A 23,151-nucleotide genomic window follows, 5' to 3' on the forward strand; every position below is an offset into this window, starting at 1 on the left:
ATGTCTGGGGGGCATGTAGGAACTTGCTCCTACGCTTCTTCGAATGCTCGTCGCATGTCTGGGGGGCATGTAGGAACTTGCTCCTACGGTTTCTTCGAATGCTCGTCGCATGTCTGGGGGGCATGTAGGAACTTTCTCCTACGGTTTCTTCGAATGCTCGTCGCATGTCTGGGGGGCATGTAGGAACTTTCTCCTACGCTTCTTCGAATGCTCGTCGCATGTCTTAGGGGCATGTATGAACTTGCTTCTACGCTTCTTCGAATGCTCGAATCATACAAAGACTGGAACACCGTTTATTCGGTTTTAAGGGACTAGTACAAACTTATGTCACAGCCCCTTGAATAATGTAAAAAAAAATAGTAAGAATCCTCTCGTTTATAGGCGCAACAGAGCTTATAAACGAAGGGATTTTTTGTTTTACACTAATTTGCTAACGAAAAGATTTACAAGTGGTAAATATGTTTGCTGAACTTATTAATAACGGTGATATCTCCTTTGTCGTACCGATGTCTTGTTTGGGAATATTCAAATGGAATTTCATTATCTAAATAAACTGTTTGTTCGATTTCCAGAACCGGATCATCTGCTTGACAATGGAGATGCTCAATATCATATTGATCGGGCTTGTCTGCCTTAATCCGTCTATGGGATTTTCCAAAATTCAGGCGTAATTCTTCTTGAATATACTGATAAACGGAATGTTTCAGAATATCTTCAGTAATTCCAGGAATAAGGAGTACTGGCATTACAGTGTACTCTAGAGCTAAAGGTTCTTCATCTAATATACGCAGGCGAATAATATCGTAAACAGGATCATTCTTTTGAAGCTTTAGTTTCTCTTGGTCCTTCTCACTGGGAAAGGTTACTTCAAAAGAAACGATTTTGCTGTCCAGTTTTCCTAGATGGCCGAGTTTTTTTGTCATTCCGCCATAGCTGGTTGCATCATAATCATAGACAGATTCAGGACCTTTTACAAAAGATCCTGAGCCTTGCCTGCTTTCGATGAATCCTTCAATTTGCAAATGCTTTAAAGCTTTTTGAATCGTTACGCGACTTGTGTTATAGATTGTAGCCAACTCCGTTTGATTAGGCAGTCTGGATTCTTTCGGATAAATTCCATCAATGATTTTCTTTCTAAGATCTGTTGCAATATACTGATAAAATGGCATTTTTTTCTCCTTAATCTTTAGTAGGACTAGCGAGAGGGTAGGTGTAAGCATTCATTCCCTTGCATGAAAGGGTTTCTATGGAAGGGGAAGGGCTGCTGCTCCTACGGTTCTCGCTACGCTGTGATCCTCGTCGCAAAGCACAACACTAAAATCGCTTTCCTCCGGTTCTCACTGTGTTACGATCCTCGTCGCATGTCTAATGGGCATACAAGACTAGCTGCCAGTTTTGCTTGCGCAGGAACAACTAGCTGAATGGTAGACAATCAAGAGTGCGTAAGCATTCTCCCTTAATTAGATGAATTTGTAAATGCATAAGTTTACAAATTTTTAGTATAAATTAATTTGAATTTACAAATGTCTTTCCATGTATTAAATTAACGATGTAATCGATTGCAAAAAAAGAGATATTCGCGTTTTTATTCCTTGCTTCTTCAAATTTGTAAGGAAAGTATACCATAGTTGGAAATGTATATTAAGTATTGAGGAGGACTATTATGAAAAATGGTTTTATGGAAAAACTTACCGAAGTTCTCGGAAAGTTTGCAACTAAGATTAATTCGTTACGATATATCATGGTGATAAAAAATGCTTTTGCATCTTTAATACCTGTAATCATTACAGGTGCATTTGGTACCTTGTTTTCAGCAATGGTATTTGATAGTGACAATGGCTTGGCTCGTATTAGTACGTTAGGTTTTTTAGCTGATTTAAAGCCTATTTCGTCAGCAATCAGTTATGTTACCTTAAGCTTTCTAACAATTTATGCAGTCTTTTTAATTGGTATTGAGCTGGCAAAATTAAACAAAGTAAACGGGATTTTCCCTGGGATTATTGCTGTGATGAGTTATCTTTCTGTTAATCCCTTTGTCTATGAATTTGTTAATGCAGAGGATGTCAAAGTCATTGCAGAAAATGTTTTGGCGAAGCAATATACGGATACAAAAGGACTTTTTCTGGGAATGTTTGTTGCAATCGCTTCAATAGAATTATACTGTTGGTTGGGCAGACAAGATCGACTCAAACTGAAAATGCCTGACACTGTTCCAGCAAATGTATCAGAAAGCTTTTCATCTTTATTCCCGACCATATTAACCATTGCTATTATTGCTACAGCAGGCTTTGTTATTAAAGCACTAACTGGAATGTATGCTTACAATATTATTTATAACATCATTCAAAAACCATTAGAAGGAATTGTCCAAGGCTTACCGGGTATTTTACTGTTAATGTTGATTGCTCAGGTTTTTTGGGTAATCGGTATTCATGGAAATCAGATGGTTAAACCTGTACGTGAACCGTTGCTTCTTGCAGCGATTGCTGTCAATACTGAGGCGTTTGAAGCAGGTAAAGAGATTCCTAATATTATTACGATGCCATTTTGGGATATGTATATGAGTATGGGCGGTTCAGGTGTAACAATCGGACTTTTAATTGCTGTTTTACTTGTTAGTAAGAGAGAGGACATGAGAGAAATAACCAAATTATCACTGGCACCTGGAATTTTTAATATTAATGAACCAGTAATATTTGGGATGCCAATTATGCTTAATCCAATTCTGGCAATTCCGTTTATTGTTACACCATTGGTCACTGGAACGATTGGCTATATCGCTACATCCATTGGTTTTGCAGCAAAAGCAGTCGTTATGGTTCCTTGGCCAATGCCGCCAATTGTCAATGCTTATCTGGCAACCGCAGGCGATATGGGTGCCGTTTTAACCCAAATTATTTGTATCATTGTATCAATATTGATCTACTTACCTTTTGTAAAAATATCAAACAAAGTAACCACTGAAGTTGCTTAGTTCTAGGAGGAAAAACATGGAAATCAGAATTCCAAAAAAATTTATCATTGGTGCCGCTTCTTCTGCTTGGCAAACAGAAGGATGGAAAGGAAAAAAGGAGGGGCAGGACTCATTTTTAGATAGTTGGTATAAAAATGAAAAGTTTGTTTGGAATGAAGGCTATGGTCCAGCTGTAGCTACAAATTTTTTTGAAGAGTATGATAAAGATATTGCATTAATGGAAGAAATTCATTTGACGCACTATCGAACCTCTATCAATTGGGCACGTTTTTTTACAGACTATGAGAATTTGATTGTGGATGAAGAATATGCAAGTCATATTGATGAGGTGATTAATTCATTGATCAAAGCGGGTATTGAGCCGATGATTTGCTTGGAACACTATGAAGTTCCTGAATATCTGATGAAAGAGTACGACGGCTGGTCATCTAAAAAAGTATTGGAACTATATGTAGCGTATGCTCGTATTGCATTTAAACGTTATGGAGATCGAGTAAAACAATGGTTTACGTTTAATGAACCAATCGTTATTCAAACAAGGTGCTATTTAGATGCTGTACGTTGGCCTCATGAACAGAATACTAAAAAATGGATGCTTTGGAATTATCACAAAGCATTAGCGACTGCTCGAGTAGTGGAAGTTTACCATCAAGAACAATATGATGGAAGGATTGGCTGCATTATAAATCCTGAAATGGTTTATCCAAGATCCAGCTCTGCTGAAGATCTCCATGCAGCAAAGATCTATGATCTATTTTTTAATAAAGTCTTTTTTGACCCAATGATTAATGGCACCTATTCTAAAGAGCTAATAGAGTTATGCAAAGAGCATGATATCTACTTCGATCCAACAGAAGAAGAATTAGAGGTAATAGGAAAGAACACCGTTGATTTTTTAGGTATCAATCAATATTATCCGAAGCGAGTCCGCTCACCACGCTATCAATGGAATGAAAATACGCCTTTCCACCCAGAAAGATACTACGAAACGTTTGATCTTCCTGGGAAACAAATGAATAACTCACGTGGCTGGGAAATTTATCCGGAAATTATGTATGATCTGTCCATGTATCTGAAAAACAATTACAAACCTATCCCTTGGCTGATTACTGAAAACGGAATGGGGAGAGAACAAGAAGAACAATACCAAGATGATGCTGGTGTTGTACAGGATGATTATCGCATTGCATTTATCTCTAAACACTTGTACCATTTGCTTCGAGGCATTGAAGCTGGTTCGACTTGTGAAGGGTATATGTTATGGGCATTTACAGATTGTGTCTCTCCAATGAACGCATTTAAAAACCGATATGGACTGGTGCGTATAGAACTGGATGAAGATAGAACCAGAACACTTAAAAAATCAGCTTATTGGTATCAGACACTCATAGACAATCGAATCCTGAAAATGCCAGACATGGAAGAATTTAAATAGAGCTTTGATAAAAAAACAAGATAGAGCAGCTCGAAACCTCTATCATGGCTAATGAAACCTTTGGAAAAAACCAGTTGTCGTAACTATTACAATTTTTAGTCTGGGATATAAGCCTATTAATTGGGCAGACAATAAGATACGGTTTCCTTTGATGAAGAAATAGGAAAGTTATTTTTTAAAGCTTATGAACACTGACGGGTATGATATTTCAGCGGATAACTTACCCGCTAACTCTAGTATGTACATGATAAAAGTATACAGAAAATACAAACAAAAAAGCTTGAAACAAAGTGAAAAATAGATAGCTAAAAAATGGGAAGCACAGAAGAAAAAAAGCAGCATCCAGCTAAGCAACAGGTTCCTGTATACTTGGCTGGATGCCTCTCTCTTTACAGAGAAACAAACAGGATGTTCTATGGTTTCAACTGTCCGTTTTTAAAACGGACAAACTTCTCCATAATAATGAAGAGCAGTTTTCGGACTTTTGCTGTGTTAATATATTTTATTATCATTACTGCTAGAAAAGAGAAGTGATTAAATTGGTTTGTTCCACGACAAAAGCATGAAAAAATAGCTGCAAAATAAAGTCGAATGCCTCTAATAAACAACTGTAGATGGAGGCAGCCAGCCGTGAGTGACTTGGTAAAAATCGTGCCGAGTCACTCACTAAATGAAGTCAAACCAAGAGTAACACAAGAAGTACGCTTGGTCATTTCTCATTTGCTTTTAGAGTTGCGTCTGTCTTCCGTTGCTTACCGAGGTGTTTTTACAAAACCTAAATTCTTGAAAGGATTATTTTGTATTATTCTTCAAGTGAAAGCTTCTAAGGTGTAAAATTATAGGGATCTGTTTTGGTAGTACTGATGTTGTCTCTAATCTTTTTGATTGATTCGATGTTCTGATCATAGTTGTGGTGCATAACATTTGTATATAAAATATCCATCACCGTCAGATAGCTGATTCTGGAAGCCAGTGATTCTGTTCTAAAAAGTGTTTCTTCGGTTAAAACAATGATTGCCTGATTGGCTAAAGTAACAAGCTCAGATCCGCTGTTGCCAGTTAAAGCAATGATCGTTGCCGATGTTTTTTTTATTTGTCTCGCCAGGTTTACAGATTCTTTTGTTTGTCCTGAATGAGAAAAAATGAACACGCAATCTTCACTTGTTAGCTTTGTGGCGAAGCCCAGCTGCATATGATAGTCAAAAATATAATTACAGCGATATTTAGTTCGGATAAATTTATGGAAACTATCAAAAGCAACAATGGAAGATCCTCCAAGTCCAAAAAAATGTAATGTTTTAGCTGAATAAATCAGCGATAAAACCTTGTCAAGCAATTCTTCAGTTAAAAAGTGAGTGGAATTGCTTAATGAATAAATATTTGATTGTAACACTTTTTTGGCAATATCAATACTGGAATCTTCTGGATGAATATCTTCTGCACCTGTCATATAATTTAAATTATGGAAGGTAGGCTGGTAATTTGAATTACGGGCAATATCGATTTTAAAATCTTGAAAACCACTATAACCGATTTTTTTAACAAACTGATAAATAGAAGACTGAGAAACACCAATGTCACTGGCCATTTCCTCTAATGTTTTTCGAGAGATCAGCTCGTCTGATTGGACCAAATAATCAGCAATTTTTTGCTCAGTTTCGCTAAGATTTCCCTTTTTTAATCTAATTCGTTGATCTAAATAATGGTTTTTCATAATGACCTCCATCTGGATTTCTACTGCATTCTAAACGTCAACTTAAAGGAGTTTAGTAGAAAGCAGCGACCTGCTGCATAACATTCGCTAAAACATCATTGATAAGAAATAAAATCAGTACAGGTGCAATCAAAAGAAAATATTTGAATTGTGAATACGTACTATTCTTTCACCTGTTTAAGTAATAGCAAGCACGAAAGACGAGAAATAATAGAATTTTGTAGAAAGTTGAGTATATTCAGTTGTCTAGTCCGGAGTTGTTTTTAGATCTTTAAATGAATTAAACTGCCATTTTTCAGCTTATCTATGCTACACATCTAATAATTAATTTATCAATAGGAGAGTAAATCCAGCTAAAGCAATTAACAAAAAAAGTAAGTGATTTATCTAATCGGACTCATTTATTATTATAGAGAACAAAATCATAAAAAACAATTTTTATTTTTATTGACGTTTAGAAAAAAAGTTTCGGTTAAATAAATTGAAAAATTGTATATATTTTCAGCTGTCGGTTCTAAGAACTGAAAAAAATCTGCTTAGATTTCAAGGAGAAATGACAGAGCAATTTTTATTTTTGTCTTTCCCCTGATTGATGCTAAGGCATTCTTTATTTAGGTTATTATATAACATCAGCATAGAATTTATATATATTACATACTTATGTAGTCACTTATTTTTCAAATATATTTGTAGGTTGGTATCTACTGTTATTATTATAAAAAAACGAATATGAATTGAATCTTATCACTGTCATCTGAACTTTTTTTGTTCTAATTATTCGTGGTTGAGTAAAGAAGGACTTTTTTTAAAATTGTATTTTTTTATTAGATTTGTCGTATTTATTCATATTTATGAATTCGTTTTCAATGCTGCTGATTAGAGCTTTTGAAGGATGGAAATAAAAAATATTTTTTATTAACTGAAAACATTTACATAATTTTTTTTATGAAGTACTATCTAGATATAGAAAGAAGAACAGAAATCGTCAAAACAATTTTTTTCGTTCTTTAATCAGTAATTTAAAAAGCGGCGTATTGCAGAGGGGTGAACTATTCTATGTGGAGAAATATTGATTCCCTAATTTCTGCAACAAAGCTGTTCAGTGAAGGAGGAGATGAAAAAGTTTGCTAGGGTTATTTTAGGAATAGATGATTAAGAAGTGCTTTTTGTGAAAAGGCTTACAAAAAATCGAGAGAACAAATGCGCAGACAGCTTGGTCAAACTGAAAATGAATAGCAAGGGAGCTAGATTAAAGAAGGAGTTAGATAGAGATATGTCGAAATATAAGATTGCAATTGTTAATTCCAGTAGCTTTGGTAAAATTTTCCCCAAACATATTGAAAGGCTAGAAAAAATCGGTCAGATCAAACATTTTACTGTTGATGGTGAGATTCCTGGACGAGAACTTGCTGAACTTCTTCAAGGCTACAATATTATTATTGCAAGTGTTACGCCATTTTTTACACAAGAATTTTTTGCTTATAAAGATGAACTTATTCTAATTACAAGACATGGAATCGGCTACAATAATATTGATATTCATGCAGCTGAAAAGCACAATACAATCGTTACAATTATTCCGGCTCTTGTTGAACGTGATGCAGTTGCCGAGAATAATGTAACTAATTTGATGGCTGTTTTACGCTGTACAACAAAAGCGGATCAGCGTGTACGAGAAGATCGTTGGGAAGATCGGGCTCAATTTGTCGGTCGGGCGTTATTTAATAAGACAGTTGGAGTCATTGGAGTCGGTAATACAGGCAGTGGAGTAGTGGAAATTGTCCGCAATGGCTTTCGCTGTGATGTTTTAGCTTATGATCCATATAAATCTGCTTTGCATATTCAAAGCTTTGGCGCCAAAAAAGTGGAGTTGGATGAGCTGCTTGAATCATCAGATATCATTTGTTTATGTGCGAATCTGACAGAAGAAAATTATCATATGATCTCAGATAAAGAGATTGAAAAGATGAAAGACAATGTTTATATATCAAACAGTGCGAGAGGTGCTTTAGTTAGTGAGGAAGCAATTATTAAAGGCTTAAGCTCTGGAAAAATCGCAGGGTTTGCTACAGATGTTTTAGAAGAAGAACCAGGACGAAAAGATCATCCATATCTTTCTTTTGAAAATGTGGTTATGACTCCGCATACTTCAGCCTATACAATGGAATGTCTGGAAGAAATGGGTGAAAAATGTGTTCGTGATGTAGAGAATGTCGTTCAGAGGAAATTACCAGAACGAGCGGTACAGCCGAATAGTGCCTACATTGCGTAGAAAGTAGGGAGTGTTTGAATGCTAGATGATTTAAAAGTAAAAGTAGGGCCTCAATTTTATCAATATCATGAAGGGGCAATTGACTTTGTTCCAACCGTACTAAACGAATATGCTGCGAAGAATGTTCTGATTGTACATGGAACAGTATCATGGGAAAAAGCACAGCCGAAAATGGGATTTTTAAATGATGATCGCTATAATTTTTCTTATCATCAATACACAGGAGAATGCAGTTATTTTGGGACAGATTTAATAGTTGAGATTGTAAAAAAAGAGCAAATTGATTTCATCATTGGTGTTGGCGGCGGAAAACTAACTGATCTGGTTGGTTATGCAGCACATGTATCAAATAGTAATTTTGGTGTAATACCGACTTTAGCCAGTAATTGCGCGCCTTGGACACCACTATCAGTGATGTATAAAGAAACAGGAGAAGCAGAAGGCAAAACGGAGCATTATCTGAGACAAGCAGCTTTTCTAATAACAGATCCTGTGTTGGTTATTAACTCACCAGTGGCATTTTTTATTGCTGGATTAGCAGATACGATTGCTAAATGGTATGAATCAGATGCTATTTTACAGCAAACTCATTTAAAAAAAGAGCCATTTTTGCAATTAGCAGGCTACACAGCAGCGCTATGTAAGGACGCAATTGTGAAGGATTCGGCAAAAGCTATTCAGGATATGGAAAATCGTGAACTTTCCGACGAGTTTATTCGCTTATCAGAAATTGTTTTTGCCATTGCAGGAATGGTTGGCGGATTGGGCGATAAATATGCTAGGAATGCCGCTGCTCATGCAATGCATGATGCGATGAGTAAATATATTCCTAAAAGTCATCAGTTTTTACATGGTGAAAAAGTAGCTTATGGTATTTTTTATCAGCTGGCAATCGAGAATAAATGGGCCTCAATCGATCAGCTGCTTCCATTTTATCAAGAGTTGGATTTACCAATGTCTTTACATCAGATGGGCATCTATCCTGAAGATGAAACAGTCATTGATGCTATAGTTAAATTTATTGATTCAAAAGAAAAAGTTCATCTCATCCCGGTAACGATTACTGAAGATTTGTTAAAGGAATCAATTTATCAGTTGGAAGAATACATTAAAGGAAAGAGATAGAGGAGGAGGACATATGGAAACATTAAGTGTAACGCAAAGTTTGTTAATAGCAGTGTGGACAGCAGCCGTTATGTCAAGATGGCTTGGGGGAGGAGCAACATTAACGCTGCGCTTTTCACCATTGATGACAGGGCTTATTGTAGGGATTGTAATGGGGAATGTTCCTCAAGCGATGATTGTAACCGCATCACTTCAAATGATTTATATGGGTGTTTTCTCACCAGGAGGTTCAATGCCTGCCGAACCATCAATCGCAGCTGCGATTGCGGTGCCCGTTGCATTGATGGGAAATTTGGCTCCAGAAGCGGCAATTGCAGTTGCTGTACCAGTTGGCCTTTTGGGAAGCTACTTGTACCAATTTAGATTCTTCATTAATACATTTTTAGGAAAATACACCGATAAAGCAGTAGACGATTTGAATCCGAAAGCTATCTCACGTTCGATAATTGCTTATCCAACAATTGCATCATTTTTGTTATTCGTACCATTAGTATTTATTGCTCTTTATTTTGGAGCACCAGTTATTGCTGATGTAATCACTGCTTTAGAAGGAACTGTGGTTATTCACGTGTTGGAGGTTGTCGGCGGCGGCTTAGCTGCAATCGGGATTGCAACAACTGTTTATGTTATTGGTCGAAAAGACTATATGGTTTTCTTCTTCCTTGCATACTTCATGAGTATCGTATTTAAATCATTAGAAGTAACAATGGTTACTTATGCAGTGTTTGGTATTTTAATCGCATTGATTTTCGTACAGTCTCAAAAAGGGAAAAATATACAGGCGGCAAGCAGCGACACAAGTGCAGCACCATCCTTTGATGGGGATGATGAAGATGATTACGATGACGGGTTCTAATTAATATGAGTCTAGCTTTTTGAGCTTCTTGCCAGTTTTTAGAAATTGAGAAAAGTGAAACAGAAAAAGCTGAGATCGCTTTGCTGAATTTCTTCTAGAATCAGCTGAGCCAAAAAGCGTTTTAATAGGAGGGAAAAAAATGACAGAGATAACAAAAAATACGAATCTTGCACCAGAAGAAATTACTAAGAAAGATGTTACAAAAGCTTATCTTAGATGGCATTTTGCAAATGAAATTCCGCACTCATTTGAACGTTATCTGGCCCCATCTTTGTTGTATGCGATGATGCCGATTTTGAGAAAATTATATAAAGATGATGATGCGTTGAAAGCTGCCTACAAGCGTCAGCTGTTGTTCTTTAATACACAGCTTAGCTGGGGTGGTGGTGTTATTACTGGGTTGATGTCATCCATGGAGCAACAAAGAGCGCAGGAAGAATATGAAGGCACAGAAGTGTTGATGCAGGATGATTTGATGTATAACACAAAGGCCGGTTTAATGGGTGCCTTAGCAGGAATTGGGGATGCAATCGATTCAGGAACTGTTCAGTATATCTTTATTGCGATCGCTGTTCCTTGGGCTGAACAAGGAAGCGCATTAGGGGCATTATTCCCATTCGTCTTCTTTGCATTGTATCAGGTATTACTAGGAGTCTTCTTTGCTCGTCAAGCATTTTCAATGGGACGTAATGCAACAGGCTTAATGCAAAGCTCAGGTGTTCAAAACGCAATTGAAACATTGTCTGTTTTGGGATTGTTTATGATGGGAATTCTAGCCGGAAATTATGTAAAAGTTTCTTCAACCTTGCAGTTTAAGATTTCCGGGCGAGAGTTTGTTATTCAGGAAATACTCGATAAGATTATTCCAGGGATATTACCATTGGCAGTCGTAATGGGTGTGTACTGGTTCTATACGAAAAAAGGACTAAAAGTAACGCAGGCATTGGTCTGGCTGACAGGTATTTTAATTGTATTGGCAGCAGTTGGAATCTTATAAATTAAAATAAAAGGAAGTGAATGGAAATGGGCGTAATCAATTTAGCACGTGTTGATGAAAGACTGATTCATGGTCAAGTAATGGTTACATTATCACAAAAGAGCGGGGTAAATTCGATCTTTGTTGTAGATGATGTAGTGGCTAAAGACAAATTTATGCGTGATTTATATAAGAGCGCAGGAAGCCGTACTGGGCAAAAAACAATCGTTATCACTCCTGATAAGGCAAAGTTTTATTGGGATGAATATGAATTTAAAGATTACAATTGTATTTTGATTACTAAAACAGTCGGTGCTATTTACGATTTAGTAAAGCATGGTCTTCCTATGAAAGAATTAAATATTGGAGGAATTGCTCAGAAAGATCCAGCGAAAGATATTTTGGTAACAAAGTCTGTTTATTTAAATAAAGAGGATGCTGAAAAATTAAAAGAATTGAATGAAAGCTACGGTGTGGAAAATATTTATTTCCAAGCAACACCATCAGCGCCTAAATCATCACTAAAAGAAGTGTTGGTGAAATTCAATTTGTAATCTGATTTCTGTCAGTGAGAATTATCACTTCTGCTGAAAAAATGGAGACGGAGCGTTAACCTTTTAAAGCAGCTGTGATAATTTTTATTTTAAAAGCTAGTAAAGTGAGATGGATGATGGGAAGTGATTGGCATTATGGAACAAAACGAGCAGCTTAAAGACTGGATCTTTCGCTATCAGTATGTCTATCGCTTGAGACGTACTAATAAACAGAAACAAAGATTTCTTTCAGCATTGGCAGCAGATATAGTCAAAATACGTCAAGATATCCAAGTGATTGAATATAAGCAAAATAAAAAATATGTTTCCAGTAATTTATACGTTGGGAATATTGAAACAGCTGACCGAATCATTTGCACGTATTATGATACCCCTCCACAGGGATTTGGTCCGTATTATTTGTTTGACAGAAAAAAACAAAGTAAAGCTGTCACAAGCTTTATACTGGCAACATCTATTGCGAGCTTATTGATTGGATTACTGTTAACCGTTCTTTATATGCGGGTTTCCAATAATACATTTGATTTTGCTTCTTTCAATACATTGCTTATTATTTTAGGCTATGGTGTTTATTTTTACTTGCTTAGTAAAGTAGCTAAAGGTCTATCCAGCAGAAAAAATCTTATTCGCAATACTTCCTCTGTCTTATCATTATTAACACTTATACAAACGATAAAGGGAAATAAAATGGCTTTCGCTTTTGTAGATGAAGGCAGTTTTGGAGATATGGGTCTTGATGTCTTGAAAAGTTCTTGTAAAGCTTCAGCTAAAATTTATGCACTCGATTGTGTCGGTGCAGATACTGAACTGCATTTTATGGGTAATTTTACCAAAGAAGACAGACTGAAAGGGGTGACTGTTCACCAACCGTCAGACAATCAAGTGAGCTATTTATTTGGAGCAAGAAATTCAATTGGGGATCATGAAAATGCCTATTATCTTAAAAAATCTGATTTGAAGAAAAAAGTGCTAAACCAGAAAAACTTGACGAAAATAATAGAATTATTTAATTGATACTTCTCGTCTAACTTGTTTAGGTAAATAGAGGTGCTAAAGCAGTATTTGTGAAAATATATACTACTAGAAATAGGGAGGACATAAGATGCTTGGGATTGTCATTGCAACACACGGTAAACTGAGTGACGGGCTAAAGGATTCAGCAGAAGTTATTATGGGCGCAACACAGAATATTGCGACAGTGAGTCTGAATCAGGGAGACGACATTCAGAAATTGGGACAGAAAATCAAACAAGCGGTTCAAGAGGTAAATCAGGGAGACGGCGTTGTTGTATTGGTCGATTTAGTTAGTGCCAGTCCATACAACCAGTCATTATTGATCATCAGTGAACTGGAAAGTGAGCTGCAACATTCGGTTCATGTTATAAGCGGAGCTAATCTGCCGATGCTTTTGGAAGCAATCAATCATCAAATATTAGGTACAGCTGTTGATCAGGCAGCTCAAGCGATTGCTGAACAAGGAACAGGCAGTGTAACTATCTGGCATGTGTCCATGGTAGATGAGAATGATGCCGAAGAGGATGATGATTTCTAAAAATCTTGGAAAAGCTGACGGAGAAATCATTGAGGGCGGACTCAAAAAAATAAGTGAAGGATGATGCGTAGATGAAATGGGGATTCAGATGGTATGGAGAAAAAGATTCCATTCCATTAAAAAATGTGAAGCAGATTCCCGGTATTAACGGTATTGTGGGAACTCTGCTGAACAAATTGCCGGGAGATATTTGGGAAGTAAATGAAATTCAAAAATTGAAGGATTCTGTAGAAGCTGGTGATTTAGAGCTGCTTGGAATTGAAAGTGTAGCTATTCATGACGCAATCAAAGCAGGAACACCAGATCGGGATCAATACATCGACAATTATATACAAACCATTAGGAACTTATCTAAGTGTGGTGTGAACTTGATTTGTTATAGCTTCAAGCCAATATTTGGCTGGGCAAAAACAACTTTGTCCTATGAAAATAGTGACGGCAGTTATTCGCTTGTATATGATCAGTCAGTTGTAGATAAAATGCAGCCAAGTGAAATGTATACGTTAATTCACAGCCAATCCAAAGGGTTTAATTTACCTGGCTGGGAGGAAGAACGACTGAAAAAATTTGATGCCTTACTTAAAATTTATGAGGGTGTCACAGAAGAAGATTTGTTTGAAAATTTGAAATATTTCTTATTGAAGATTATTCCGGTTTGTGAAGAGATGGATGTTAAAATGGCCATTCATCCGGATGATCCGCCCTGGGAAATTTTCGGATTTCCAAGAATTACTAAAAATTTGGCAGACCTGCAAAGAATTATGGACATCGTTGATTCCCCTTATAATGGAATTACATTCTGTACGGGTTCTTTAGGAGCAGATCCGGCAAATGATTTAGTTGAGATGGTCCAGCAGATCGGTCATCGCATCAACTTTGTTCACTTCCGTAATGTTGGTTTTATGGGAGAAAGGAAATTTAAAGAGACTGCTCATTTGAGTACAGAAGGCTCATTGGATATGTATGCGATCATGCAAGCGTTGATTGATGCTGGTTTTGATGGAGTGATTCGTCCTGATCATGGAAGAACTATCTGGGGTGAAATCGCAATGCCAGGCTATGGGCTATATGATCGTGCAATGGGGATCACATATATGCAGGGGTTGCACGAAGCAATTACGAAAGCCAAAAAATAAGTGCTTGTATTATTGACTAACCTGCATGATAAATTTTTATAAGAAAGTGAGTAAATATGCTGGCAAATATGGATCATGAAATTTATAAGCAACTAGAAGAGGTAAAATTGTTACCACTATACACAGCAACTGATTTAAGTTATTTAGACAAGCTGGAAGAGATTCTTGTGAATAATGATGTTCGTTTTATCGAAGTCACTTTTCGCAGTAATCTGGCTGCTGAAGCAATTAAAAAGTTAGCTGTGTCTGGTGAATTGGTAGTCGGAGCCGGTACAGTAAGAACTCTTCAAGAAGTTAAAATTGCGGTAGCCAACGGGGCGAAATTTGTTGTATCACCAGCAGTTGTTCCAGAGGTGATTGAATATTGTCTTAAACAAGACATTCCAGTATTTCCCGGAACAGCAACTCCCGGTGATATTCAACGAGCTTTGGATTACGGGATTAAAGTCGTTAAATTTTTCCCGGCAGATATTTATGGCGGACTTAAAGCTATTAAAGCGTTGAGCGGTCCATTTTACGATGTGCGATTCCTGCCAACTGGCGGTATCGACAAATCAAACTTTATTGAATATCTCAATAGCAAACCAATAATAGGTGTGGGCGGCTCGTTCATTATCTCAGAAGCATTGATCAAAGAAGATAACGGCAAAACAGCAGACAGTACGCTGAAAGAGCTGGTTGATTTAATCAAAGCAAATAAAAATGTCTAGACTTAATTGAACAACCAAACTTGTTCGCCGACAAAAGGGCTTGAGACAAAAAAGCATAAAAAAATGAAACAGGGGGATTATTTGGATGGGTAAACCAAATGACCCTCTGTTTCTCGTTTAAATAGATCAGGAGAGTATAAAATATTTTGTGTAAGTTCCAATGGTAAAACGAGATAAATAAACTAGGAGAAACAAACCATGAGTATGCTCTCTAGAGATCAAATCAAAGAAATGATTCAACACTATGATATTAAGACTACTGAAGACATAAAAGACGCATTTAAGGATATGTTTGGAGAAAAGGACCTGCAACAGTTTAATTAACAGTCAGTTAGATTACTTATTTTACACTCTCTGTTTGCCCAAGGCTGGACACTTGATGTGATTATTAGCTGAGGAGCGGCAATTCCTATTTCTTGCTCTGTTAGAACGCTCTATTGCAAGTTCAAAGCCAATCAATTTGATGTCGCAACACTACCAATGAAAGGAAAACGAAAGCCTAACGGATATAAAGAGTGTCACGGAAAGCGAGCATTTAAATGTACTATTTTAGAAAGACTCACTGACTATCCTGAATTTCAACAAATGATAGTGTAAACTCTTGGTTTTAAAGGAAGTTTGTCCGTTAAAACATGTTTGTTTTTTGCTTCTCTGGATTTTTCAAATGGGAAAGACAGTCAAGGGAATACTTTTAATTATCCGAATAAAAAAATCCCCAAGCCTACTTTTTCAGACTCAGGGAGAGACTCTTTAATTTTCTACATTTCGTACATAATCATCGAAATACTGAATCAAATCGGCTTTGATTTTCTGGTATTCTTCTTCAGTGTACTCTTTCTCCTCAATTTTGCCATTGAAAAAAGGGATTTTCAGTTCTTCTCTTAAGCGTTCTAGAACATCCGTGTGATCCATTTCAGCACCTCTTTAATTATTATCAACTCTCATTATAAGACATTGAACCAATTCGTCAACTCTTCAAATGAACTTTTCATCACATCCAGCTTTTTATAAAGAAGTGCAATGTTTGTATCCTCATGAAGAAAGACCTGTTTCAGTTCAAAATAAAAATCTTCAAATGCATCGAAAAAAGGTTCCGTTTTATTCTGTGCAAGCGCCTCGTTACTGTAATAAAAAACCCGCACACTATGGAAATAAGTGAATACCTCATTGATATTAACTAAGATCCGTACGTCCGTTTCATCTGTACGAGGCTGGATGCTGATTAAATCATACAAAGCCAGACATTTGGTATGCGTTTCAGATAGGTACGATAAAAAGATTTCAATTTTTTCTTTTGTTGCTGCCATCACAGACACCTCCATTTATTTTATTATAATAAAGATCGGCTGAATTGAGAAATAATAACTTGTCTGTGTTCCAAGGTATCGGAAAGAGCATTCGCAGAACTTCATTACCGATTTGAAAACTGAAAGTCAAACAGTGCTGTGTTTAGCTAGTCACTGAAAGGCTTCATTGCTTTAAAAACATCTATACAGCTTTCAACTAGTTTTTTTTCCTGCGGCAATTCAAATGTCAGATCATACTGAACATGCCAGCTTTTGTATTTAGTATACGGATCAATGACTGTTCCTTTTTTTTTCTATCTGGCGGTTTCATAGTAATAAAAAAACAAATTGACTTACTAGAGATTCTAAAGTAAGATTGTAAATAATATTTATAAAGTTGGTTTATAAAATGTGATAAGGATAAATTGAGGTGAAATAAGATGAAGGCGGGAACCCCTAATCAGCTGAAAAACAGTAATCTTCATCGGTTGAGAAAGATTATTCAAAAAGAAAAAAGAATAACGAAGCCTGAACTGGCTGAAAAAAGCGGGTTAAGTACAATGACGGTCAATAATTTAATGAAAGATCTTCTAGCAGAGAATGAAGTCATTGAAACAAAAGCTTCTGCAACAACCGGCGGCAGGAAGGCCAGTGTATTTGAATTTAATGCCTTTCATCAGCTGGTGCTTACAGTAGCTCTGTTGGAAAAAGATAAAGCCGTCACTTTTTTATTCACCGTTCATGATTTGAATGGTCAGATACTGAGACAGGAAGTCCAGCTGGGCAATTATTTTGACAAGACACTGGTGAAAGCACAGATCGCCGGATTTATTAAAGACTATCCGGCAATTCAGTGTCTGGTTATTGGGCTTCCTGGGGTAGAGCATGAGGGTATATTGAAGGATATGGATTTTCCTTTGTTAAAGGATGAGAATTTAAAGGAGTATCTGGAGGAAGCCTTTGGTTTTGATGTAATTACTGAAAACGATGTGAATGCAGTAATTTATGGATACAGTCAGGTGATGCTGTTAGAAGCAGAAAACGCTGTTGTCGGTTTGTATTATCCTGAAAGCTTTCCACCGGGCGCAGGTATTGTTCTTCATGGTCGACTCGTTAAAGGGAGAAATGGCGTAGCGGGTGAAATTGCACATTTGCCCTCTGATCCGGATTGGAAAACATTCAGCTTTAGTGAGGAAGAAGTGATCGGAAATTTGCTGAACAATGTACAAACGTTTATGAGCCTTTATGACCCAGATTGTTTTGTGATTTATCGGGATAAAGGATTTACTGATGAACATTTAAAAGAAAGAATAGAACAAAGAATGAAAGAAGAGTTTCCTTATGCTGAATTGCCTGAAATCGTTTTGTCAAAGGATTTTCATAATCATTATATTTATGGCTTGTTTGCATTGGGCATTACACAATTGAATACGCAATGGGAACAGTTCGATTAGGGAAAAAATTACAGGAATAATGAAATGCAGTTCGCAGACCTTGAAGAATGGAGTGAGCTGCTTTCAAATAGAAAGGGCCGAAAGATGAGAACTAAAATGTACTCTGTCTAAAAGATACGTAGAAAAAGAACGGATGCTGGCAGGTGATTTGTATATGGCTGCCGATGATGAAAATTAAGAGAAGACCTTCGTTGATCGGGAGAATTGACAGATCTGTTTAATCAGACGATTAAAGAGCTGCTGGAATACCATAACGAATTACTGAGAGAGCTGTTCGAAGCGACAGAATAAACTATATATATCGAACCGCCTTTCCGCTGTGATTATGGCAGTATTGGTTTAACTGGCAGTCTTTTGTATACAATCATACTGGCTTCTGCTGCTTATTCGGTGATTATTTTGTCAGCCGAAGTTGCCGGTTTGGGCTTAGGAATGTCGCAAATGCTTTCAGTGTTTTTTTCAGTGCCATACTAAAAAGGACTTTGTGGCAGAAGGAACATCATTTATCGTGTTTGTTCAAGACTTTTCCGCTGTTACTGTCGGCATTGTCTATTCTGAACAGCTGAGGATTGCTGTTTATACTGGCAGCTGCTATTGTATATGAAGTTTTGCTGTTTTTGTTGGCAAGCCGTTTTTATAGAGGACCAGCTCGCAGAAAGAAGTCTGCTGAGGATAAAATAGAAGAAAAGATGATCGAGGAGGACATACAATGAGTCAGATAAAAATGATTGCAGTAGATATGGATGGCACATTTTTAAATAGTCAAAATGATTATGATCGGGAGCTGTTTCAGCAACTTTATAAAAAAATGCAGGAGAAGGATGTAAAATTTGTTGTGGCCAGCGGGAATCAGTACTATCAGCTGAAATCCTTTTTCCCAAAAATAGCCGCTGAAATTGCTTTTGTTGCTGAAAACGGTGCATATATTGTTAATAACGAGGAAGAAATTTTCTGCGGAGAGCTGTTACTTGAAGAAGTTCATGAAATTTTGGATATCTTAGGACAGTATGAAAATGTGCACACCATTTTATGCGGTAGAGAAAGTGCCTATGTAAATAAAAAAGAGCCTCAGTCCTTTGTTGATCACGGCAGTATTTATTATCATCGTCTGAAATTAGTAGACGACTTGTATGGAGTTGATCAGGATACGCTGTTTAAATTTGCTTTGACTGTACCGAAGGGAAAGGCACAGGAAATTTTAGACAGCCTGATTTCTGCCATGGACGATAGAATAACTCCGGTTTCAAGCGGTCATGAAGACATTGATTTGATTATTCCGGGTATTCATAAAGCTAATGGACTATTGAAGCTGCAGAAGCTGTGGGGAATAAAAGACGAAGAAGTCGCAGCTTTTGGTGACAGCGGCAATGATCTGGAGATGCTGAAGCATGCAGGTTTCAGCTATGCGATGGGCAATGCACATCCGAAAGTCAAAGAGACAGCCAAAGAGATTATTGCAACAAACAATGAAAATGGTGTGCTGAAGCAGATAGAGAAGCTGTTGGGTGAATAGAAGACAGACAGAAAAACAGAGTGTGAGACAATAATCAAAGTGAAAATTGCCTCACACTCAAAACTTGAATAAATGGCAGGACAGAAATAAACATTCTTTTGTGGGTTCATCAACTGAACTGTGGGAGTTAATTGATTAAGAAGATTAACAAATAAAATTTTTTCGCTGTTTTCGAACTTAGAGAAAAACTGTTTGAAGATACCGTTGAATAAACCGATGTTGAAAATCCGGCACCAACAGCACGACCGCTCATTAAAATAATGATTTCTTTTTCTATTTTTATAAAAGAAGCATCAAATTTCTTTGTTTCTTTTTGGATTTTCTATTTATCTGTTATATATTTTCTTCCTTTGCCAGCAGAGTTATCCAGAGGCTTTTTGGCTAATCGAAAATATGAAGATGATGACTCGAAAAAATGTACTATTGTGAAAAATTGAGTACTACCGTTCCATATCTAATTTGAAGCTGACGAGGAAGGATGGATAAATAGATATCCTAACAGATAGAAGACTAAATGAGGAACAGCTTGAAAAGCAGGCAAAGGATAGGATTTATTTTTTGAATGGTGAGAGTGAAAAGTGATTCTGATTATCTTTTTTTCAAATAATAGTTGACATTGATGGGAAAATTCTGTAAGCTATTTTTTATAAGGTTTAATTGACAGAAAATTCAGTAAATAAAGGATGTTGATTGTAATGAAGAAAACCACATACAAACAAACCTTTTTATTATTATTAGCTGAGGACTCCGCTATCTGATTGCAACGATTTTTGATCAGAATGGAAGAGTCCTGTTTCGCATTTGCATGAACGGGATGATACGCATCCCAGACATGGGATGCTTTTTTTATTGGCAGATGAAGAAAATACTGAGAAGTCTCTAAATGAAGAAAATGATTTACTGAAAATGCTGTATAAAAGGAAGTGAACTGAGAATATAGAGTGACGAGACAACAACGTATGGATAATAGTCATAATTTTCTGAATACTCAAACGAATAAAAAATGAAGGGAGTAAGAATAATGAGAAACATTCAGTTTTTTGATACAACACTGAGGGACGGAGAACAGACGCCAGGTGTAAATTTCAATACAAAAGAAAAGGTGCAAATCGCCAGACAATTGGAAAAATGGGGGATAGATACCATTGAAGCCGGTTTTCCAATCGCATCAGTTGGAGACTTTGAAGCAGTTCAGGCTATTGCTCAGGCAGCAACCCGAATGACGGTTGCAGGATTGGCACGCTGTCAGAAAAAAGATATTGATCGGGCACATGAAGCGTTGAAAAATGCTGTTCATCCACAAATACATGTATTTCTGGCAACCAGTCCGGTGCACATGGAATACAAGCTGAAAATGACGCCGGATGAAGTGATTGCATCCATCAAAGAGCATGTTGCCTATGCCAGATCAAAATTTGAAAAAGTACAGTTCTCTCCGGAGGATGCTTCACGGACGGAAAAACCATTTCTGTTGAAAGCTGTTCAAACAGCGATTGATGCAGGGGCAACGATCATTAATATACCAGATACCGTGGGCTATTCAAACCCGACTGAGTATGGAGCATTGTTCAAATTTTTGATTGAAAATATTCAAAGCGATCAGGAAATCATTTTTTCTTCTCATTGTCATGACGACTTGGGAATGGCAACAGCCAATGCGCTGGCAGCGATTGAAAACGGAGCACTGAGAGTTGAAGGAACTGTAAATGGAATCGGAGAGAGAGCAGGAAATACAGCGCTGGAAGAGGTGGCACTGGCTCTTTACATCCGCAAAGATTTTTATCAGGCAGGAAGCAATATTGTGTTAAATGAAACCAAACGGACCAGTGATTTGGTTAGTCGACTGTCAGGTGTGGCAGTGCCAAGAAATAAAGCCATTATTGGAGCGAATGCCTATGCTCACGAGTCAGGAATTCATCAGGACGGTGTACTGAAAAATCCGGATACGTATGAAATTATTACGCCATCACTGGTCGGTGTAACCAATAACTCTCTTCCTCTAGGCAAGCTGTCTGGTCGTCATGCCTTCTCCACTAAAATGCAAGAGCTGGGCTATCAGCTGGAAGAAGAGGAATTGAAGACTGCTTTTAAACGTTTCAAAGCTTTGGCTGACAAGAAAAAGCAGGTGACGGATGAAGATTTGATTGCATTGATGATCGGGCAGACACAAGAAACAGAAGAGGTTTGTCATCTAGAGCGTGTCCAGCTGCAATATGTTTCTGACGGTAGTCAGGGAGCGATCGTCTCCATGAAAAATAATGAAGGCGACACAAAAACAGAATCAGCAATCGGCTCTGGAAGTATTCAGGCAATTTACAACTCCATTGACAAAATTATGGAGCAGACGCCGGAATTAAAGCAGTATTCCATCAAAGCCATTACCGGCGGAGAAGATGCACAGGCTGAGGTGTATGTGACTGTTCAGGATACAGAAAGCAAACGACAGTTTAACGGAACAGGGATAGACTTTGATGTTCTTCAAGCATCCGCAAAAGCCTATGTACAGGCAAGTGAACGATTCAAAAAAGAAATGGAGCAGAGATAATGACGAAAAAAATCATTGCATTGCCGGGTGACGGTATCGGAAAAGAAATTATGGACAGCGCACTGAAAATTTTATCAGAGGTAATGATTCAGGATGAACTGGCTTTCGATATTCAGGAATTTCCATTTGGCGGAGCCGGAATTGATAAAGAAGGCGATCCGCTGCCGGAAGAAACGCTGATTGCCTGTGAAGGGGCCGATGCTATTTTACTTGGAGCAATTGGCGGACCGAAATGGGATAATGCCCCTAAGCGTCCAGAACAGGGACTGTTGGGTCTTCGTAAAGCGTTGGGACTGTTCGCTAATATTCGACCGATCAGCGTGCCTGATGCAGTCGTTCACTTATCTCCATTGAAAGAGGAAAATGTTAAAGGGGTTGACTTCATTGTTGTCCGTGAGCTGACAGGAGGAATCTATTTTGGAGAAAAGAAACTTGAAGAAGATCAGGCCTCTGATCTGTGTATCTATACGAAAAAGGAAATGCAACGAATCATTCGCAAAGCATTTGAAATCGCTCGAACGCGAAATAAGAAAGTAACCTCAGTGGACAAAGCCAATGTGCTGGCGACAAGCAAGCTTTGGCGCAAAACGGCTGAAGAAGTGGCAAAGGAATTTCCGGATTGCACATTGGAACATCAGCTGGTGGACTCAGCGGCGATGGTGATGATTACTAAACCCAAGGACTTTGACGTACTTGTTACAGAAAATCTGTTTGGCGATATCCTAAGCGATGAAGCTTCTGTGATTCCTGGTTCTCTGGGCATGATGCCAAGTGCCAGCCATAGTGAAAGCGGGCCGTCTCTTTATGAGCCGATCCACGGCTCGGCACCGGATATTGCCGGGCAGAATATTGCGAATCCGATGTCAATGATTTTGTCGGCTGCTATGATGCTTCGACAATCATTTGGTATGGAGGATACAGCGAAGAAAATAGAAGCAGCCTGCGACAAGGTAATGAATGCAGGCGTTTTGACCCGGGACTTGGGCGGCAGCGCCGGGACGCAGGAATTTACAGATGCAGTAATTAATGAATTGAAGAGAGGCGAATAA

At 37.6% G+C, this 23,151-nt stretch carries 21 protein-coding genes and 1 pseudogene; 18 read left to right on the forward strand and 4 right to left on the reverse strand.

Features of this window, described 5'->3' with window-relative positions; genetic code table 11:
- Positions 1–443: 443 nt before the first annotated feature.
- Positions 444–1,169 carry a GntR family transcriptional regulator gene (locus IW492_RS13335; protein WP_202068136.1) on the reverse strand — a complete coding sequence of 242 codons (726 nt, stop codon included), beginning with the start codon at positions 1,167–1,169 and terminating at the stop codon, positions 444–446.
- A 494-nt stretch (positions 1,170–1,663) separates the two neighbouring features.
- Here IW492_RS13335 and IW492_RS13340 point away from each other — a divergent pair, with 494 nt between their 5' ends.
- From IW492_RS13340 to IW492_RS13350, 3 genes are all read left to right on the forward strand, one after another.
- The gene (locus IW492_RS13340; protein WP_202068137.1) at positions 1,664–2,974 is read left to right on the forward strand and encodes a PTS sugar transporter subunit IIC; all 1,311 of its coding nucleotides are present in this window, start codon (positions 1,664–1,666) and stop codon (positions 2,972–2,974) included.
- A 16-nt stretch (positions 2,975–2,990) separates the two neighbouring features.
- Positions 2,991–4,409 (forward strand): glycoside hydrolase family 1 protein, encoded by a 1,419-nt coding sequence (locus tag IW492_RS13345; RefSeq protein ID WP_202068138.1) that lies wholly within the window; start codon positions 2,991–2,993, stop codon positions 4,407–4,409.
- 630 nt (positions 4,410–5,039) lie between these two features.
- A complete protein-coding gene (locus IW492_RS13350; protein WP_202068139.1) occupies positions 5,040–5,243 on the forward strand; it encodes a hypothetical protein in 204 nt (67 codons plus the stop codon).
- On the opposite strand, the gene IW492_RS13355 is transcribed toward IW492_RS13350, so the two are convergent.
- Complete coding sequence (locus IW492_RS13355) at positions 5,233–6,123, reverse strand: MurR/RpiR family transcriptional regulator (protein WP_202068140.1); 891 nt, start codon at positions 6,121–6,123, stop codon at positions 5,233–5,235. The two genes, IW492_RS13350 and IW492_RS13355, sit on opposite strands and share 11 nt — an antisense overlap.
- A gap of 1,273 nt (positions 6,124–7,396) precedes the next feature.
- Between IW492_RS13355 and IW492_RS13360 the strand changes: the two genes are divergently transcribed.
- The 11 genes and pseudogenes from IW492_RS13360 to IW492_RS18125 form a co-directional block, all read left to right on the forward strand.
- The gene (locus IW492_RS13360) at positions 7,397–8,395 is read left to right on the forward strand and encodes a D-isomer specific 2-hydroxyacid dehydrogenase family protein (protein WP_202068141.1); all 999 of its coding nucleotides are present in this window, start codon (positions 7,397–7,399) and stop codon (positions 8,393–8,395) included.
- Between the two features lie 18 nt (positions 8,396–8,413).
- A complete protein-coding gene (locus IW492_RS13365) occupies positions 8,414–9,520 on the forward strand; it encodes an iron-containing alcohol dehydrogenase family protein (protein ID WP_202068142.1) in 1,107 nt (368 codons plus the stop codon).
- A gap of 13 nt (positions 9,521–9,533) precedes the next feature.
- Entirely contained in the window at positions 9,534–10,376 is an 843-nt protein-coding gene (locus IW492_RS13370; RefSeq protein ID WP_202068143.1) for a PTS mannose/fructose/sorbose/N-acetylgalactosamine transporter subunit IIC, read from the forward strand.
- Between the two features lie 139 nt (positions 10,377–10,515).
- A complete protein-coding gene (locus IW492_RS13375) occupies positions 10,516–11,373 on the forward strand; it encodes a PTS system mannose/fructose/sorbose family transporter subunit IID (protein WP_202068144.1) in 858 nt (285 codons plus the stop codon).
- A gap of 26 nt (positions 11,374–11,399) precedes the next feature.
- A complete protein-coding gene (locus tag IW492_RS13380; protein WP_202068145.1) occupies positions 11,400–11,906 on the forward strand; it encodes a PTS system mannose/fructose/N-acetylgalactosamine-transporter subunit IIB in 507 nt (168 codons plus the stop codon).
- A 123-nt stretch (positions 11,907–12,029) separates the two neighbouring features.
- A complete protein-coding gene (locus IW492_RS13385) occupies positions 12,030–12,920 on the forward strand; it encodes a hypothetical protein (RefSeq protein WP_330928097.1) in 891 nt (296 codons plus the stop codon).
- An 88-nt stretch (positions 12,921–13,008) separates the two neighbouring features.
- Positions 13,009–13,458: a PTS sugar transporter subunit IIA gene (locus IW492_RS13390; RefSeq protein ID WP_202068146.1), complete on the forward strand. Its 450-nt coding sequence runs from the start codon at positions 13,009–13,011 to the stop codon at positions 13,456–13,458.
- A gap of 71 nt (positions 13,459–13,529) precedes the next feature.
- Positions 13,530–14,594, forward strand: a complete 1,065-nt coding sequence (gene uxuA / locus IW492_RS13395; protein ID WP_202068147.1) for a mannonate dehydratase — start codon at positions 13,530–13,532, stop codon at positions 14,592–14,594.
- 56 nt (positions 14,595–14,650) lie between these two features.
- A complete protein-coding gene (locus tag IW492_RS13400; RefSeq protein WP_202068148.1) occupies positions 14,651–15,304 on the forward strand; it encodes a bifunctional 4-hydroxy-2-oxoglutarate aldolase/2-dehydro-3-deoxy-phosphogluconate aldolase in 654 nt (217 codons plus the stop codon).
- Between the two features lie 198 nt (positions 15,305–15,502).
- A complete protein-coding gene (locus tag IW492_RS18430; protein WP_269160941.1) occupies positions 15,503–15,628 on the forward strand; it encodes a hypothetical protein in 126 nt (41 codons plus the stop codon).
- Positions 15,629–15,664: 36 nt separating this feature from the next.
- Positions 15,665–15,889: pseudogene (locus IW492_RS18125) on the forward strand (IS30 family transposase); the annotation flags it as partial.
- Positions 15,890–16,054: 165 nt separating this feature from the next.
- Here the strand turns inward: IW492_RS18125 and IW492_RS13405 are convergent.
- Both IW492_RS13405 and IW492_RS13410 read right to left on the reverse strand, forming a co-directional pair.
- Positions 16,055–16,216 carry a hypothetical protein gene (locus tag IW492_RS13405; protein ID WP_202068149.1) on the reverse strand — a complete coding sequence of 54 codons (162 nt, stop codon included), beginning with the start codon at positions 16,214–16,216 and terminating at the stop codon, positions 16,055–16,057.
- 32 nt (positions 16,217–16,248) lie between these two features.
- Complete coding sequence (locus tag IW492_RS13410) at positions 16,249–16,611, reverse strand: hypothetical protein (protein ID WP_202068150.1); 363 nt, start codon at positions 16,609–16,611, stop codon at positions 16,249–16,251.
- A gap of 419 nt (positions 16,612–17,030) precedes the next feature.
- On the opposite strand from IW492_RS13410, the gene IW492_RS13415 reads away from it, so the two are divergent.
- The 4 genes from IW492_RS13415 (at position 17,031) to leuB (ending at position 23,151) form a co-directional block, all read left to right on the forward strand.
- Positions 17,031–18,044: an ROK family transcriptional regulator gene (locus IW492_RS13415; RefSeq protein ID WP_202068151.1), complete on the forward strand. Its 1,014-nt coding sequence runs from the start codon at positions 17,031–17,033 to the stop codon at positions 18,042–18,044.
- Positions 18,045–18,753: 709 nt separating this feature from the next.
- Positions 18,754–19,557: a Cof-type HAD-IIB family hydrolase gene (locus tag IW492_RS13420; protein ID WP_202068152.1), complete on the forward strand. Its 804-nt coding sequence runs from the start codon at positions 18,754–18,756 to the stop codon at positions 19,555–19,557.
- Positions 19,558–20,578: 1,021 nt separating this feature from the next.
- Complete coding sequence (locus IW492_RS13425; RefSeq protein WP_202068153.1) at positions 20,579–22,102, forward strand: 2-isopropylmalate synthase; 1,524 nt, start codon at positions 20,579–20,581, stop codon at positions 22,100–22,102.
- Positions 22,102–23,151: a 3-isopropylmalate dehydrogenase gene (gene leuB, locus IW492_RS13430; protein WP_202068154.1), complete on the forward strand. Its 1,050-nt coding sequence runs from the start codon at positions 22,102–22,104 to the stop codon at positions 23,149–23,151. The genes IW492_RS13425 and leuB overlap by 1 nt, the downstream gene beginning before the upstream one ends.

The sequence above is a fragment of the Enterococcus sp. BWB1-3 genome (genome assembly GCF_016745275.1).
Classification (GTDB): domain Bacteria; phylum Bacillota; class Bacilli; order Lactobacillales; family Enterococcaceae; genus Enterococcus_L.